This window comes from Moellerella wisconsensis (assembly GCF_022592395.1).
Taxonomy (GTDB): Bacteria; Pseudomonadota; Gammaproteobacteria; order Enterobacterales; family Enterobacteriaceae; genus Moellerella; species Moellerella wisconsensis.
Window position 1 is genome coordinate 688,032 of record NZ_CP093242.1, and the last position, 16,877, is coordinate 704,908.

Consider the following 16,877-nt stretch of genomic DNA (forward strand, 5'->3'; position numbering starts at 1 on the left):
ATTAAAGACTTATTGCAGTGATGCGATAAGCAGCCGAAAGGTAAGCATTTGTGGAGCGGTAGTTCAGTTGGTTAGAATACCTGCCTGTCACGCAGGGGGTCGCGGGTTCGAGTCCCGTCCGTTCCGCCACTTATTAAGCCCCAAGAGAATATTCTCTTGGGGCTTTTTTGTTATAAATATTATTTTAAATGATTATATTATCTAGTTATAAAAATATCTAATATGGATAGTAAATAGACCTCTTTCTTATTTATGTTTTTTATCAATTATTCGCACTCAAATTTTGTTAGGATATAGCCATGCTCATAGAGCAATATATAGGAAAAAAATAATGGCTAAGAAAACTTACTCAATGAGATATGTGGCAGGGGAGCCTGTACAACGGATCCAACCTATGTCTGAACATATGTTGGGTGAGTCACTGCCTGTTGGTTTGCCATTATTTGCTGGAGGCGAATATCTGAATGTACTTATTTGGAATATCTATAAACAGCAGCGGCCTAACTGGCAGAAAGTTCTTCATGAACTAGTGGCAGAAAAAAAATTAATTTTGTTACAGGAAGCACAAATGTCTCCTGAGTTAATTTCTTTCACTGCACGAGCTCAGTTAATTGCCGATCAAGTTCCAGCGTTACCTTTTTCGCCCCATCCTGCGGGTGTTATGACGTTAGCAACTTCACATCCTATTTATTGTTGTCCTCTTCGTGAAAAAGAGCCATTATTGAGATTAGCTAAATCTGCATTGATTACGGTTTATCCACTGCCTAATGGACAGCATTTAATGGTGGTTAATGTTCACGCTGTTAATTTTAGTTTTGGTGTTGATGTTTATACTCGGCAATTAAATAAGCTCGGTGTTCATATAGAAAAACATCGAGGACCAGTTATTTTAGGTGGAGATTTTAATGCATGGAGTCGCCAACGAATTAATGCACTAAAACGATTTATTCGAAGTGTAGGGTTAAAAGAAGTAACTTACTTAGATGATCAGAGAACTTTAGCTTTTGGTAGGCCACTTGATTATGTTTTTTATCGTGGTTTACAGGTTGAAAAATCTAATATAATAAAAACAAATGCTTCGGATCATAATCCAATAGAGATTAAATTTAGATTACCTAAAATTAATTAATATATATTAATTTAAAGGTATTATTTTTATAAAAATAATACCTTTACGATATTTAAAATAATAATAAAATAATTTGCAGTTTCACTATTTCATTCTATAGTTATCAATACTTATATACATTGCTATTTAATGAGGCTATATGGAACCTTTACATATTGTAATTATTGGCGGTGGTACCGGCGGGACAATACTAGCTAATATTTTAGCTAGAAAACTAAATAGTAAAATATCCAAGAAGAAAATATTAATAACATTAATTACTGATAATCCCACGCATTATTATAAACCCGCATTTATGTATGTTGCATTTAATTTGTTTTTCAAAGATGAATTGTCTCGTCCACAATGTTCTTTATTAAGACCAGAAATAAATTTAGTTATTGATAAGGCTTGTTCTTTCGATTTTAAAAATAAAAAAATATTATCTGAATCTAATAAAATTTATAATTATGATTATCTGGTTTTTGCTACAGGATGTGTTCCTCGTCCTGATAAAATTGAGGGTCTTCAGGATACGGGAGATCATTTTTATTCTTATCAAGCAGCAAGAAAACTAGCAGATAAAATATCTAAGATAGAAAAAGGACGAATCTTTATTACGGTATCTTTTCCTAAAACCCCAAATGTACCACACCAATGTGGTATTGCTCCTATAGAAACTACTTTAATGCTTGATGAATTTTTACGTAAGCGCAGAGTTAGAGATAAAATTGAAATAATTTATACTTATCCTACAACCTCACAATTATTACGTAATTGCTTGTTTATGCAACAACCTGTATGTGAGGTTATTCCTGAAATATTTAAATTAAAAAATATACAATTTCAGCGAGGTTTTACTTTAGATAAAGTTGATCCGGATAAAAAGATTGCTTTTTCCTCAGAAGGAAAACAGCAATCCTTCGATATATTAATTAGCACTCCTCCGATAACGGCTGTAGAAGCTGTTATTAATACAAATTTAAGTGAATATAAGAATGGTGAAGGCTGGCTTCCAACAGATCATGAAACATTGCAGGTTTATGGGCTTGATAATGTTTATGTTCTTGGTGATACGGTCGATCTACCGATTAGTAAAGCTGGAGGAAGCTGCCATAATCAGGCTGGCGTAGTTGCTGATAATATTTATGGCCAAATAGTTTATGGTTATCCAAGTGCAATTTATGATGGCAGAGTACAGGCTATTGCCCAAATGGGACTTAATGCAGGAATGCCATTACAGTATGATTATAAGCATGATGTTATACCAACACCTGCAACAAAACTGGGCGGGATGTTCCGTAATGGTTTTAATCGTGGATTATATTGGGCAACAGTTCGCGGTCTAATGTAAAAGGCTAATATAATGATAGATAAGATAGTCGATCAAAATATTGATACTCAATTATCAGAAGGTATTTCTCATTTTTTAGAAAAAATAACACCATTATTAAAATTAAATAGATTAGATAATATAGTAGATATTTTATCTCTATTATCTGATCTCGTGGATATTATTGATAATAGTACTATAGAAAAAATGTCAAATAGTTTTGAGGATATATTGGTTCCTGTATGGGAAGTAATTAGTGCCTTTAATATGTCTAAAATGGAATTTTCACATATAGACAAAAAATATAATCTAAGAACAGTTTTTTCTTTATTAAAAGATCCTGATACCTTAAAAGGTATTTCTATTATATTAAGAACACTACAAATAATGGCACAGAGAGCACAAGCAATTTCTGAATGATAAATTATATTAACTTGGAGTTATTATGTCAAAAAGCAATAGTCTTTCTTTTAATACTCGAATTATTCATCACAATTATTCACCAGATAGTCACCTTGGGTCATTGATTCCACCATTATATCAATCATCAACATTTACCTTTTCGACAGTTGAAAAAGCTGGCGAATGTTTTAATGGCAAAGAGCAGGGGTATGTTTATACTCGAATAAACAATCCTACATTATCTTTGCTAGAAAGCCGAGTAGCTAATTTAGAGAATGCTGAGGCTGGTATTGTATTTTCATCTGGCATGGGAGCAATAACATCCGTATGTTGGTCTTTATTAAATCCAGGAGATGAGCTGTTAGTTGATATGACAACTTATGGTTGTACTTATTCTTTCTTTCATCATGGATTAGAGCGATTTGGTGTAAAAATACGACATGTAGATTTTAATAATATTGAATTATTTTCATTAGCAATTAACCATAATACCAAAATGATATTCTGTGAATCGCCAGCTAATCCCAATATGAAGTTAGTCGATATTCAAGCTATAAGTCAGATAGCAAAACAATATAATACCTTAGTCGTGGTCGATAATACTTATTGTACACCTTATATTCAGAAGCCAATTAATTTTGGTGCAGATATTGTTATTCATTCTTTAACTAAGTATATGAGTGGTCATGGTGATGTTATAGCTGGTGCAGTGGCTACATCAAATGAGCTAGCTGAAAAAATACGTTTCAGTGGATTAAAGGATATGACAGGTGCATGTTTATCTCCAAATGATGCATTCTTAATATTAAGAGGAATGAAAACCCTGCCAATTCGTATGGATAGAATTGTTTTTAATGCTCAGAAGGTGGCTGATTATTTAAATCAACAGCCAAAAGTAACGCAGTTATTATATCCGGGCTTAGTCTCATTTCCTCAATATGAATTAGCTTCTCGGCAAATGGAACTTTCTGGCGGTATGATTGCATTTGAAATTGTTGGTGGATTAGAAGGTGGAAAACAATTATTGAATCGATTACAGTTATTCTCGCGTGCGGTGAGTTTAGGAGATTGTGAATCATTAGCCCAGCATCCGGCAAGTATGACCCATTCAACATATACTCCAGAAGAAAGATTACATCATGGGATAAGTGATGGATTAATTCGTTTATCGATAGGCTTAGAATCAGCTGATGATTTGATCGCTGATTTGGAGCAGGCATTTAATTTTTAAATTGTATTTTTCATAGTGATGGAGTGGCTAATAAAAAATGTATTAATAGGATGTTCTTATTTTAATTTGTTTTTTACTGATTTTTTATTTTTGTGTTATTCAATTTTAACTCATTTTTAACTGAAATAAAATTTATTATTTAAAATAAATCGCATTAAGAAACGTAGTATTAACTGAACTCAATGAATTAAATTAATTTGATTAATCTAATTGCGATTTTTTTAAATTAATTTAATTAAATTTGAATTTCCCCTTGTGTATTTAATTAATCGTCCTAATATTATTGTTAGTATGCTTTTTTATGAGGTTATTAATTATCAATGTGATTTATTTTTTTTCTAGGTATATTCTTGAATTTATTTATTCATAGAGTAAAAGTAATCTTATAAAGACTACTTTAATTAATATCTAAGCGAATAATCGATTAAGCTTGTTTCAATTTGGCATATTACAAGAGGTTTAACATGAATAAAAAATCAGTTGCTCCCGCTTATGATGGGTTAGATGATGTTTATGCATCAGTTGATTTATCATCTTCATTGCCAAAATCAAAATTCCCACTTAAAGAAAAAGATCCTCGCAATGTGTTTAGTGCCGTTCGTGATGAACTTATGTTGGATGGTAACTCGCGCCAAAATTTAGCCACATTCTGCCAAACGTGGGTCGATGATGAAATCCGTGAGTTAATGGATCTATCAATTGATAAGAATATGATTGATAAAGACGAATATCCACAAACCGCAGAAATAGAATCTCGCTGCGTTAAAATGCTAGCGGATTTATGGAATTCACCAACTCCAGATACAACCTTAGGCTGTTCAACTATAGGATCATCTGAAGCAGCGATGCTGGGTGGGCTAGCATTAAAATGGCAATGGAGAAAAAAACAAGCAGCAGCAGGGAAATCAACAGATAAGCCAAATTTAATCTGCGGACCGGTACAAATTTGCTGGCATAAGTTTGCACGTTATTTTGATGTGGAATTGAGAGAAATTCCGCTTGAAGGGGATCGGCTGATCATGAGCCCAGAAGAAGTCCTTAAGCGTGTGGATGAAAATACTATCGGTGTAGTCCCAACAATGGGGGTTACTTTCACTTGCCAATATGAGCCTGTAAAAGCAGTTCATGATGCCTTAGATAAGTTACAGAAAGAAACCGGTCTAGATATTCCTATCCATGTTGATGGGGCTAGTGGCGGATTTTTGGCACCATTCTGTGCGCCGGATATTGAATGGGATTTCCGTTTACCTCGAGTAAAATCAATTAATGCTTCAGGGCATAAATTTGGGTTGGCACCTCTTGGTGCAGGTTGGGTTGTATGGCGGGAAGCCTCTGATTTACCAGAAGAATTAATATTTAATGTCAATTATCTTGGCGGTAATATGCCAACGTTTGCATTAAACTTCTCTCGTCCCGGTGGACAAATCATTGCTCAATATTATAACTTTTTACGTTTAGGCCGTGAAGGTTATGCGAAGATCCATAATGCTTGTTATGCGACAGCACAATATCTTGCCGCTGAAATTGAAAAATTAGGGCCTTTCGAGATTATTTTTGATGGTGATAGCCAAAAAGGTATCCCTGCATTAGCGTGGAAATTAAAACAAGATGCTGCTATTGGGGGTTATACCTTGTATGACTTAGCCGATAAATTGCGTAGCCGTGGATGGCAGGTTCCTGCGTATTCAATGCCTGCTCATCGCGAAGATTTAGTCATTCAGCGTATTCTTGTTCGTCATGGAGTGAGCTATGACTTAGGCAGCCTGCTAATTGAAGATATTAAACGTTCACTGGCTTATTTTGAAAAACATCCGGTCAGTAATCCATTATCTGCCGAAGAAGCCGGTGGCTTCAATCACGGATAATAGTGATATTGGTAATTTTTTAGTGATATAAATTAAAGGGAGCTTGGCTATAAATTGGTGAAGTTCCCTTATTATCGGAATAATTATATTTAATTATTTATGTTCACTACTTAAATTATTATCGCTATTTTAAGATCATATTATTTTCATTTGTAGAACAGAGGATAATTATTATTCTCTGTTCTAACTGAATGGCGGTAGATGTGTATCGTTGAGTTTTTCAGGAGAATGGTTATGGCTAATATAAAAAGTAGCTCCGTTCCAAAACAATTATCTTTATTAGGATTTTTTGCAATAACCGCGTCGATGGTTATGGCAGTTTATGAATATCCAACTTTTGCAACTTCAGGTTTTAGCTTAGTTTTTTTCTTATTTCTAGGCGGATTATTATGGTTTATTCCAGTCGGTTTATGTGCGGCTGAAATGGCTACCGTGGAAGGTTGGGAAGAAGGCGGTGTTTTTACTTGGGTTTCAAATACACTGGGCGAAAAATGGGGTTTTGCCGCTATCTCATTTGGATATTTACAGATAGCCATTGGTTTTATTCCAATGCTTTATTTTGTCCTCGGCGCATTGTCTTATATTTTAAATTGGCCAGCATTAAATCAAGACCCAATAACTAAAACTATTGCGGGTTTAGTTATTTTATGGGTTTTGGCTATTACTCAATTTAGTGGCACCAAATATACGGCTCGAATTGCTAAGATTGGCTTCTTTGCAGGTATTTTATTACCCGCTATTATTTTAGTTATATTAGCGATTAATTATCTTTCTAGTGGTGCTCCACTTGCCATTGAAATGAACGCCTCAACTTTTTTCCCTGATTTTACTCAGATAGGCACTTTAGTGGTATTTGTTGCATTTATTCTGAGCTATATGGGGGTTGAAGCATCAGCTACTCACGTTAATGAGATGAAAAATCCTGGTCGTGATTATCCGTTGGCCATGTTGATGTTAATGATTGCCGCGATATGTTTGAGTTCTATTGGGGGGTTGTCAGTTGCATCGGTGATCCCTCATGCTGAAATTAATCTCTCTGCTGGGGTTGTTCAAACCTTTGAGGTATTAATCGCTCATTATGGCGCAGGGTTTGAATGGGCTGTGCGAATTATCGCGGCATTATTGTTGCTGGGCGTATTAGCTGAAATCGCTTCTTGGATTGTGGGGCCTTCTCGCGGAATGTATGTTACCGCGCAAAAAGGTATTTTGCCGCAACGTTTAGCTAAAGTGAATAAAAATGGTGTACCTGTTGCGCTGGTTATTTCTCAATTGATTATTACTACTGTTGCTCTGATTATCCTAACAAATACTGGCGGTGGGAATAACATGTCTTTCTTGATTGCCTTGTCTTTGACTGTGGTGATCTATTTATGCAGTTATTTCATGTTATTTCTCGGATATATTCATTTAGTGCGTAAACAGCCAGAGAAAAACCGCGCTTTTAATGTACCTGGCGGTAATGGGGTTAAGATTTTAATAGCGTCAATTGGATTTATTGTATCGGTATTAGCGTTTGTGGTTTCTTTCTTTCCACCAAGTTCATTACCTGGAAGCGAAGGTAACGAAACCTATGTGATCTCTTTGGTAATCAGTTTTCTTATTGTATTAGCCATCCCTTTTATTATTTACGGGCTACACAATAAAAAAGGTAAAACAACCAATGTGACTTTGGTACCCATTCAGTCACATAACGCGCCGAAAGGACATTTTTTTATTCATCCTCGTGCACGTTCAATGCATCATTTTATCGTTAATGATAAGTCTACAGGCGAAAAGAAATAGCGTTAAATTAAGCTAGATCCTGATGATAAAAAAGCCATTCACTGAAATCAGTTGAATGGCTTTTTTGTTAACTCAATATAATAATATCGGTCGATATTGATTTTTTTACTGGCTTATTTTTTACTGGTTTGTTTTTTAACGAAGATAAAATAAGTTAATGATAATATGATAACCCAGGCAATACCTACAATCAGAGCGACTCGGGTATTTTCAAAAAAGCCGAGCAGGGCAATGACAAAAATCATGAAGGCGATGGTCAGTAGTGGACCTACCGGCCAGAAAGGCACTGGGAATTTGAGCTTTTTCACTTCTTCTTGGCTCATTTTGCGGCGCATTGCAACTTGAGAAAGTAAGATCATTAACCAAACCCAGACGGTGGCAAAAGTCGCAATAGACGCGATAATAACAAAAATACGGTCAGGGATAAGGTAGTTAAGATAAACCCCGATTAACATCACGACTGACATTACCAGTACGGTAACCCATGGCACACCATTACGGCTTAGTTTGGTGAATGCTTTCGGTGCTTGTCCTTCATTAGCCATCCCGTACATCATTCTTCCGGCACCGAAAATATCGCTGTTAATCGCGGAAATAGCCGCGGTGATAACGACAATATTTAAGATATTTGCGGCTGAACTAATATTTAGGCTGGAAAAAATTTGCACAAACGGGCTGCCAGATAAGCCAATTTGATTCCATGGATAGATGCACATCAGAACAAAAAGGGTTAATCCATAGAATAATAAGATACGAATAGGTACAGCATTGATAGCTTTCGGGATGGTTTTTTCAGGATCTTTAGCTTCACTGGCAGTAATACCGATAACTTCAATTCCACCAAAAGCAAACATGACAATGGCGAGCGAGGCTATAACCCCTGTAACCCCATTAGGCATAAATCCACCGTATTCCCAGAGATTACTTATCCCTGTTGAATGCGCGGTTTCTTGGCCAAAACCATAAAACATCAAGAATGCGCCACCGACAATCATTGCGATAATAGCACTTACTTTGATGATAGATAGCCAGAATTCCATTTCGCCAAAAATTTTAACGTGGCATAAATTTAGAGCGCCAATAATTAAAACAACGCTTAATACCCAAATCCACGGTTCAACATGGGGGAACCAGAATCCCATATAGGCACCGAAGGCCGTAATATCGGCGAGACATACCACCAGCATTTCAAAAACATAATTCCAGCCGGTTAAGAAGCCGGCTAATGGCCCCATATAATGGCTAGCGTAATGGGCAAATGATCCCGGCACAGGATGATGGACTGCCATTTCTCCCAATGCGCGCATGACCATAAATACTGCGGCACCACCAATCATATAAGCTATCAGTACCGCAGGGCCGGCAGCCTGAATTGCCGATGCTGAACCATAAAATAATCCGGTACCAATCGCTGAACCTAACGCCATAAAGCGAATATGTCGGACACTCAACCCCTTTCTGAGCTGATTTTGATTACTACTTTGCATATCATTTCCCATCTCTGTCATGATGTACCGGATATTGTCCCGGTTTATTTAAGAACATAGGAACAGTCCTATGTACGCAAGATGCTTACATTATCATAAAGTTGAGGAATCACGGGATAGATATCTACAAATTCTATGTCATTCTTTAAAGCGGCAGATATCTCTATCAGCTAACGATATTATTATTAGTACTAATTAGTTGATTGAATACCCGTTATCTCATCTTTCTGTATTTGGTCTACTTTGAGTATATAATGCTGGCTGAACTTAATGCCGTAGAGAAGGTTATGCAATATCCAATTAATGAAATTTTTCAAACGTTACAAGGTGAAGGAGTTTTTACTGGCGTCCCCGCAATATTTGTCCGTTTACAAGGTTGCCCGGTGGGTTGCAGCTGGTGTGATACCAAACATACTTGGCAGCAAGAGCCACAGAAACAGCGCTCTTTGGGGGATATCTTAATCAAGCAGGTTGAAAACGATGAATGGGCTTTTGCTTCGGTCGATGAAATTATTCAACGTTTTGAGCAACAGAATTACACTGCCCGTCATATTGCCATTACCGGTGGTGAACCTTGTATTTATGATTTACGGATATTGACCCAAGGGCTTGAAGCTCGCGGATATCGCTGCCAAATAGAGACTAGTGGAACCTATCCTATTCAGTGTTCAGAGAATACTTGGGTTACAGTTTCGCCAAAAGTCGGTATGAAAGGTGGATTAAAGGTATTAAAAGAGGCGATTGACCGCGCTAATGAGATAAAGCATCCGGTAGCAAGAGAGAAAGATATTGAGGCTTTAGATAACTTACTGTTATTAAGAGATAATATCAGTGATTTGACCGTTTCATTACAACCGATTAGCCAGAAGTTATCCGCCACTAAATTATGTATTGAAACCTGTATTGCGCGTAATTGGCGTTTATCCGTTCAGACACATAAATATTTAAATATTGCTTAACGGCTGAGTTATTTATTATTGTTATTGTAGAAATTATTGTTGTTGTAGAAATTATTGTTGTTGTAGAAATTATGGTATCAACATCGATAAAGCGAGTGCATTAATTATTGGCGCTAATTATCGCAATGTAATTAGCGCTATTGCTTCATAAAGATTGAATTACGCGGCATCTCCACGATAGATACAACCCGCATTACAGGTTTCTTGTACCATGACGGCGCTAAGTAATGGCAACAAAGGTTTAGTTTTATGCCAAATCCACTGAGCTAATACTTCACTGGTTGGATTTTCTAATCCTTCTATCTCATTGAGATAATGATGATCTAGCTGTTGCCAAATCGGCTTAAAGATCCTTTTTACATCGCTAAAATCCACAAGCCATCCACTTTTGCTATCGACTTCCCCAGTTAATTCAAGGCGTACCATGAAAGAATGTCCATGTAGGCGCCCGCATTTGTGATCTTCAGGGACATGAGGAAGACGGTGAGCAGCCTCAAAATGAAAATCTTTAAATATTGTCGTACTCATTATCGTCTCCTTTGACATAGCTTAGCGGTGTATTCTACTTCAATTGCGGTTGTTTTCGCTATTTATTAATAAATTCTAATTAACCAGTTTTGCTGGTATCACTAATCAATCATTTTGTTTAGTTCGTTTAGTTATGAGTTATGGCTATCGTTTCTTATCCCTGTAGTTTGCGGTGTTATAACCTACTGTGCAGCTATCTAAATATCGACATCGTTTACTTATGTAAGCTCCGCGTTAAGTTTTGTTGGGGTATAAAGATGGAATACATCATTTTGAGGTTATCAGGACAATGACAACGAAACAGCCGCCTACAGCTATATTACCTTTATCTTCAGAGCAATTAAGTCGTTTACAAGCGACTGTGAATGATTTTTCTCCACATCAATTAGCGTGGCTGTCAGGTTATTTTTGGGGTAAGTCTGAGCAAAATAGCTTTGAGCAAAATAGCACCGTAGATAATACGACGATACCCGCGATCCCTGCCGCAGAAACGATCACGATAATTTCAGCCTCTCAAACAGGCAATGCCCGGCGATTAGCCGAGCAGCTTCGGGATAGGCTGGTGGCTGAAAAACTTAATGTGAAGTTGAAAAATGCCGGAGATTATAAGTTTAAGCAGATAGCTCAAGAAACAGCGGTTATTATTGTGGCATCGACACAAGGCGAAGGTGAACCCGCAGAAGAAGCCGTCGCATTGTATAAATATCTATATTCTAAAAAAGCACCTAATTTATCCCATACACATTTTGCAGTTTTCGGTTTAGGCGATAGCTCTTACGATAAATATTGCCAAGCGGGAAAAGACTTTGATCAGCGATTAAGTGAATTAGGCGCGCAACGCTTGGCGGAGCGGGTAGATGCAGATGTTGATTATCAAGAGGCTGCGAAGGCATGGATTGAGCAGATAACTCAGGTGCTTAAGCAGCGTATGCCGGTACAATCGACAGCCCAATTAGCCCAAGAACAATCCGGCAGTTTAGATGAAATAACGCGTTCACCTTACAGCAAAACCTCACCATTGAGTGCAACACTGTCAGTAAATCAAAAAATTACTGGGCGTAACTCAGACAAAGATGTTCGACATCTTGAAATTGATTTAGCTGATTCCGGGTTGCGTTATCAGCCGGGAGATGCTCTTGGCGTATGGTTTAGCAATGATCCCCAGTTAGTTGATGAATTAATTGGTTTATTATGGCTACAAGGTGATGAAATAGTCACTATTGCGCAGCAGCAATATAGCCTACGCGATGCATTAACTTATCATCTTGAATTAACCCAAAATACGCATTTAATTGTTGAAAAATATGCGCATTTATCTAATGACGAATTCCTATTATCCCTGCTAAGTGACAAGTCGGCGTTACAACAATATGCCGCCGATGTACCGATTGTCGATATGGTACGCCAGTTTGCGGCTCAGCCGGAGGCTCAGGCATGGGTTGATATATTACGTCCGCTGACTCCGCGTTTATATTCTATCGCTTCTTCACAGGCAGAAGTTGATAACGAAGTGCACCTGACGCTCGGCGTAGTGAGATATTCTATCGATGGGCGAGAGCGTACCGGTGGAGCCTCTGGTTTTCTCGCTGATCGCTTACAAGAAGACGATGAAATCAAGATTTTCATTGAGCATAACGAAAATTTTCGTTTACCAAGTTCGCCCGAAACTCCAGTCATTATGATTGGTCCTGGTACGGGGATCGCACCTTTCCGCGCTTTTTTACAGCAACGTGACAATGAAGGGGCGACAGGCAAAAATTGGTTATTGTTTGGGAATCCTCATTTTGTCGAAGACTTTTTGTATCAAGTAGAATGGCAGCGTTATGTCAAACAAGGATTATTGACTCGGATTGATTTAGCTTGGTCACGAGATCAAGCTGAAAAAGTTTATGTGCAGGATAAATTGCGTGAACAGGGCGAAGAAGTTTGGTGCTGGATACAACAAGGCGCTCATATTTATGTTTGTGGTGATGCTAATCGGATGGCAAAAGATGTCGAAGAAACGTTATTAGAAATCATTGCTACTTATGGTGCGATGGACAAAGAACAGGCAGATGAATATTTAAGTGAATTGCGCGTTGAGCGCCGTTATCAGAGGGATGTCTACTAATGAGCAAAAAACAACAGGGCCCTTTAATTGTCGAAGGCAAACTAGCTGATAGTGAGCGAATGAAACTGCAAAGTAATTTTTTGCGAGGAACGATCGCGCAAGATCTAAAGAATGGCCTAACCGGTGGATTTGAAGGCGACAATTTTTTACTGATCCGTTTCCATGGTATGTATCAGCAAGATGATCGTGATATTCGCGCCGAGCGAATGGAGCAGAAACTGGAGCCTCGCCATGCCATGATGCTGCGTTGTCGCTTGCCTGGTGGCGTTATTACGCCGAAACAGTGGTTAGATATCGATAAATTTGCCAGTGAACATACGTTATATGGCAGTATCCGTATCACTAATCGCCAAACGTTTCAGTTTCATGGAATTCTTAAAGGCGATGTTAAGCCTGCACATCAAATGTTGGCGCATGTTGGTTTGGATGCTCTAGCGACAGCGAATGATGTTAACCGCAATGTGCTATGTACCTCAAACCCGGTACAATCTGAATTGCATCAGCAAGCCTATGAATGGGCGAAGAAAATTTCAGAACATTTATTGCCTCGCACTCGGGCTTATGCCGAAATTTGGTTAGATAAAGAAAAAATTGATTCGACAGATGAAGAACCTATTTTAGGTACGACTTATTTACCGCGTAAATTTAAAACTACGGTGGTGATCCCTCCATTAAATGATGTTGATCTCCATGCTAACGATATGAATTTTGTGGCGATTGAGCAGCATGGGAAATTGATTGGTTTTAATGTATTAGTCGGTGGGGGCTTGGCGATGACCCATGGTGACACCAATACCTTCCCGCGTTTGGCCAGTGAGTTCGGTTATATTGCCTTAGAAGATACCTTAGCGATCGCCGAAGCAATTGTGACTACCCAGCGCGATTGGGGAAATCGTACTGAACGCAAAAATGCTAAGACTAAATACACCTTAGAGCGCGTCGGTATCGAGACATTCAAACAGGAAGTTGAGCGCCGTGCAGGGGTTAAATTTGAGGCGATCCGCCCCTATCAGTTTACTCACCGAGGTGATCAGATAGGCTGGCTCAAAGGCATTGATAATAAATGGCATTTAACCTTATTTGTTGAAAATGGTCGCTTAATTGATTATCCGCAGCGTGCCTTAAAAACCGGTGTCGCTAAAATAGCAGCGATCCATCAAGGTGATTTTCGTTTAACCGCTAATCAGAATCTGATTGTTGCGGGAATTGCAGAAGCAGAAAAACACGCTATAGAACAAATTGCTCGTCAACATGGGCTTATTAGTGATGAAGTATCATCACAGCGTGAAAATTCAATGGCTTGTGTATCCTTTCCGACATGCCCATTGGCAATGGCTGAAGCTGAGCGTTTTCTGCCGCAGTTTGTCAGCGAAGTAGATAATATCCTTGCAATGCAAGACCTAGGCGATGAACACATTGTTTTACGAGTCACTGGATGCCCTAATGGCTGCGGCCGAGCGATGTTGGCAGAAGTTGGGCTGGTGGGTAAAGCGCTTGATCGCTATAACCTTTATTTAGGTGGCAATCGAATAGGGAGTCGTATCCCACGATTGTATCGAGAAAATATTAGCTCCGCGGAAATTCTGACTATTTTAACGCCATTGATTGCTCGTTGGGGGAAAGAACGTACTGAAAATGAAGGTTTCGGTGATTTCTTGATTAGAGCTGATATTGTTAAACCGGTGATTAATTCTGCGGTTGATTTTTATCAGGTACAGGAGGCGGTATGAGTCGACTCGATTTAATACATATTACCGGCTTGCCAGCGTTAGAACAGCAGGCAGCTTTGTTTGAAACTAATCAGATGCTTGAAAATATGAATGCCCAACAGCGAGTTCATTGGGCGCTGGAACATCTTCCCAGTCAGCATGTTCTGACCTCAAGTTTTGGTATTCAAGCCGCGCTTATGTTGCACCTTGTAACGAGTGAATATCCTGATATTCCAGTAATTTTGACTGATACTGGATATTTATTTCCAGAAACCTATCAATTTATTGATTTATTAACCAAACGTCTAAAACTAAATTTGCAGGTATATCGAGCGAAACAAACACCAGCTTGGCAAGAGGCTCGCTACGGTAAATTATGGGAACAAGGTGTTGAGGGAATAGCGCATTATAATCAGATCAATAAAGTTGAACCGCTAGCGCAAGCGCTAGCTGAATTACAGGCACAAACGTGGCTTTCAGGTTTACGCCGAGAACAATCCACCAGTCGTTCATCGTTACCGGTTTTAGGTATAGGTAAAGGCATATTTAAAATATTGCCAGTAATTGATTGGAATAACCGAGATATATATCAATATTTTAAGCAGCATAATTTGCCTTATCATCCTTTATGGGAACAAGGATATTTATCTGTCGGTGATACCCATACAACTCGTCAATGGCAGCCTGGAATGAGCGAAGAAGAAACGCGTTTCTTTGGTTTAAAACGAGAATGTGGTTTACATGAAAATTAATTGATAGCAGGGAAGATATCCCTGCTTTTATATTCGATATTAATTACTTATTATTTGTTATATATTTAATATTAATAATTCACTATTGGTTATATGTTATAATTAATAAATGATTTTTAATTTATTTTTAATTTAATATTACTAATGATTTAATTAATGGCTTTTTATTATTTTTTTAGGTAGTCTTATTCATCTTTTTATTTATCGATAACAATTGAATAAGGATATTCAAAATGAAGATTAATAAAATCTCATTGATTATAATCACCACGACACTAGCGTTAGGATCTATTCATTCTGCTTTTGCTAATATAGGCTCAGGAATGTCGCCTAATCTAGATTCTACACCTTCAAAAACTGAATCATTAAATCATACACACTCTACGCCTAATGCAAAACCGATGAGTCCTACCGGGGGGGTAACGGGAGGGAAGGCCGAGCTTAATGGTTCCCATCAACCGCGTCCTCCAGCAGAGAGACAACCTAAGTTAGCTGGAGTATATGTTCCATTTATATATCAAACACAGCTTGATTTTATTGATTTTTTCTCGTTAGCAGATAGTGAGTCGAAGCCACAAATGCCTAAGTTTGAGCCCATACCTGGTTCAGATACACCGCATGAGTGTTCATTACCTTTCGCTGTGTGTAAATTAATTGAACCTTATTCCCCACCGGTTTTATTAACTGATGATAATAATCTACCGATATTAGATTCTGAAGGTGAACCACAATATACAGCAGGTTCTCAGGCTGTATGGGATTATGATTCAAAATATAGGGGGGTTTTAAAACCGAATGGTCAACCAGACGATGATTTATCGAGTGACTTTGAGCTAAGCACAGCGAAAGGACTCGCTGATTTATTAGTTAATCGCTTAAATAATGATGAAGTAGAAAAAAATCAAAGAAATATTGAATTTAATGACAAAGAGATCAGAAAAAATGGCTTTGTTGCACACATAAATAAGCATAATTTAGGTCTTATCGATAAAGCGGTTAAAACAAACAGCGGTAAAATAGAACAAAATGAAAAAAATGTAGCAAAACAAAAAGTTATATTGACCAAGCAAGACAAGAAAAATACTGAGGTAGAAAATAAATTACATACTCACTACAATGATATTTATAAAAATAAGTCAGATATAAGTCGAATCGAGTTACGCAATAAAGCGATGGAAAAAAGCATTTCAATGATCAATAAAAGTGTACGTGAAAAATTCCAAAAATTAGATGCTAAAATTGAACAAGGGCTTGCTGCACAATCTGCTCTTAATGGACTTTTTCAACCGTATAATATTGGTAAATTTAATATAACAGCGGCGCTTGGTGGCTATGATTCATCTACTGCGATGGCATTGGGCTCGGGATATCGATTTAATGAAAATTTTGCCGCTAAAGCAGCGGTTGCGGTTAATGCCGGTGACCCGAGTGGAGTAAGTTATAATATGGGTGTTAATCTTGAATGGTGAGTCAGGTTTATGACTTAAGCATTCTTTGCTGATTTAAAATAATCGATTTTAATCCGTAAATATTAAAAAATATCTCATCGAGCTACTTATTATAATAAGTGGCTCGATTAATTATTATTGAGTCAATAGATAATAATTAATT

The 16,877-nt window shown here is 37.6% G+C and carries 13 protein-coding genes and 1 tRNA gene; 12 read left to right on the top strand and 2 right to left on the bottom strand.

The genetic code is table 11. The annotated features are described in order from the left end of the window. The first annotated feature begins 52 nt into the window (after nt 1-52). The 7 genes from MNY66_RS02910 to gadC all read left to right on the top strand — a co-directional run bounded on the left by MNY66_RS02910 (nt 53) and on the right by gadC (nt 7,721). Nucleotides 53-129, top strand: a tRNA-Asp gene (locus tag MNY66_RS02910). A 202-nt stretch (nt 130-331) separates the two neighbouring features. Then, nucleotides 332-1,129 carry an endonuclease/exonuclease/phosphatase family protein gene (locus tag MNY66_RS02915; protein ID WP_241501397.1) on the top strand — a complete coding sequence of 266 codons (798 nt, stop codon included), beginning with the start codon at nt 332-334 and terminating at the stop codon, nt 1,127-1,129. A 139-nt stretch (nt 1,130-1,268) separates the two neighbouring features. After that, the gene (locus tag MNY66_RS02920) at nt 1,269-2,462 is read left to right on the top strand and encodes an NAD(P)/FAD-dependent oxidoreductase (protein WP_241501398.1); all 1,194 of its coding nucleotides are present in this window, start codon (nt 1,269-1,271) and stop codon (nt 2,460-2,462) included. A gap of 12 nt (nt 2,463-2,474) precedes the next feature. Next, nucleotides 2,475-2,861: a helical membrane plugin domain-containing protein gene (locus MNY66_RS02925; protein ID WP_156171072.1), complete on the top strand. Its 387-nt coding sequence runs from the start codon at nt 2,475-2,477 to the stop codon at nt 2,859-2,861. 25 nt (nt 2,862-2,886) lie between these two features. Next, nucleotides 2,887-4,074, top strand: coding sequence for an aminotransferase class I/II-fold pyridoxal phosphate-dependent enzyme (locus tag MNY66_RS02930; RefSeq protein ID WP_241501399.1), 1,188 nt, complete (start codon nt 2,887-2,889; stop codon nt 4,072-4,074). 464 nt (nt 4,075-4,538) lie between these two features. Beyond that, the gene (gad, locus tag MNY66_RS02935) at nt 4,539-5,939 is read left to right on the top strand and encodes a glutamate decarboxylase (protein ID WP_047257202.1); all 1,401 of its coding nucleotides are present in this window, start codon (nt 4,539-4,541) and stop codon (nt 5,937-5,939) included. Nucleotides 5,940-6,173: 234 nt separating this feature from the next. Further along, a complete protein-coding gene (gene gadC / locus MNY66_RS02940; RefSeq protein WP_047257203.1) occupies nt 6,174-7,721 on the top strand; it encodes a glutamate/gamma-aminobutyrate antiporter in 1,548 nt (515 codons plus the stop codon). 113 nt (nt 7,722-7,834) lie between these two features. On the opposite strand, the gene MNY66_RS02945 is transcribed toward gadC, so the two are convergent. Beyond that, the gene (locus tag MNY66_RS02945; RefSeq protein WP_053906873.1) at nt 7,835-9,208 is read right to left on the bottom strand and encodes an amino acid permease; all 1,374 of its coding nucleotides are present in this window, start codon (nt 9,206-9,208) and stop codon (nt 7,835-7,837) included. A 287-nt stretch (nt 9,209-9,495) separates the two neighbouring features. Here MNY66_RS02945 and queE point away from each other — a divergent pair, with 287 nt between their 5' ends. Further along, nucleotides 9,496-10,167: a 7-carboxy-7-deazaguanine synthase QueE gene (queE, locus tag MNY66_RS02950; protein WP_047257210.1), complete on the top strand. Its 672-nt coding sequence runs from the start codon at nt 9,496-9,498 to the stop codon at nt 10,165-10,167. A 159-nt stretch (nt 10,168-10,326) separates the two neighbouring features. On the opposite strand, the gene queD is transcribed toward queE, so the two are convergent. Next, nucleotides 10,327-10,698 carry a 6-carboxytetrahydropterin synthase QueD gene (gene queD, locus MNY66_RS02955; RefSeq protein ID WP_241501856.1) on the bottom strand — a complete coding sequence of 124 codons (372 nt, stop codon included), beginning with the start codon at nt 10,696-10,698 and terminating at the stop codon, nt 10,327-10,329. A gap of 286 nt (nt 10,699-10,984) precedes the next feature. Between queD and cysJ the strand changes: the two genes are divergently transcribed. The 4 genes from cysJ to MNY66_RS02975 all read left to right on the top strand — a co-directional run bounded on the left by cysJ (nt 10,985) and on the right by MNY66_RS02975 (nt 16,735). Continuing rightward, a complete protein-coding gene (cysJ, locus tag MNY66_RS02960; protein ID WP_241501400.1) occupies nt 10,985-12,805 on the top strand; it encodes an NADPH-dependent assimilatory sulfite reductase flavoprotein subunit in 1,821 nt (606 codons plus the stop codon). Then, the gene (gene cysI / locus MNY66_RS02965) at nt 12,805-14,535 is read left to right on the top strand and encodes an assimilatory sulfite reductase (NADPH) hemoprotein subunit (protein ID WP_241501401.1); all 1,731 of its coding nucleotides are present in this window, start codon (nt 12,805-12,807) and stop codon (nt 14,533-14,535) included. The genes cysJ and cysI overlap by 1 nt, the downstream gene beginning before the upstream one ends. Further along, nucleotides 14,532-15,266, top strand: a complete 735-nt coding sequence (locus MNY66_RS02970; protein WP_241501402.1) for a phosphoadenylyl-sulfate reductase — start codon at nt 14,532-14,534, stop codon at nt 15,264-15,266. Before cysI ends, MNY66_RS02970 begins: the two co-directional genes overlap by 4 nt. 578 nt (nt 15,267-15,844) lie before the next feature. Next, complete coding sequence (locus MNY66_RS02975) at nt 15,845-16,735, top strand: YadA C-terminal domain-containing protein (RefSeq protein WP_241501403.1); 891 nt, start codon at nt 15,845-15,847, stop codon at nt 16,733-16,735. Nucleotides 16,736-16,877: the final 142 nt, after the last annotated feature.

Bases quoted from the DNA above. Each gene is read 5' to 3' on its own strand.
- MNY66_RS02915 (WP_241501397.1), top strand. From the start codon at position 332: ATGGCTAAGAAAACTTACTCAATGAGATATGTGGCAGGGGAGCCTGTA.
- MNY66_RS02920 (WP_241501398.1), top strand. From the start codon at position 1,269: ATGGAACCTTTACATATTGTAATTATTGGCGGTGGTACCGGCGGGACA.
- MNY66_RS02925 (WP_156171072.1), top strand. From the start codon at position 2,475: ATGATAGATAAGATAGTCGATCAAAATATTGATACTCAATTATCAGAA.
- MNY66_RS02930 (WP_241501399.1), top strand. From the start codon at position 2,887: ATGTCAAAAAGCAATAGTCTTTCTTTTAATACTCGAATTATTCATCAC.
- gad (WP_047257202.1), top strand. From the start codon at position 4,539: ATGAATAAAAAATCAGTTGCTCCCGCTTATGATGGGTTAGATGATGTT.
- gadC (WP_047257203.1), top strand. From the start codon at position 6,174: ATGGCTAATATAAAAAGTAGCTCCGTTCCAAAACAATTATCTTTATTA.
- MNY66_RS02945 (WP_053906873.1), bottom strand. From the start codon at position 9,208: ATGCAAAGTAGTAATCAAAATCAGCTCAGAAAGGGGTTGAGTGTCCGA.
- queE (WP_047257210.1), top strand. From the start codon at position 9,496: ATGCAATATCCAATTAATGAAATTTTTCAAACGTTACAAGGTGAAGGA.
- cysJ (WP_241501400.1), top strand. From the start codon at position 10,985: ATGACAACGAAACAGCCGCCTACAGCTATATTACCTTTATCTTCAGAG.
- cysI (WP_241501401.1), top strand. From the start codon at position 12,805: ATGAGCAAAAAACAACAGGGCCCTTTAATTGTCGAAGGCAAACTAGCT.
- MNY66_RS02970 (WP_241501402.1), top strand. From the start codon at position 14,532: ATGAGTCGACTCGATTTAATACATATTACCGGCTTGCCAGCGTTAGAA.
- MNY66_RS02975 (WP_241501403.1), top strand. From the start codon at position 15,845: ATGCCTAAGTTTGAGCCCATACCTGGTTCAGATACACCGCATGAGTGT.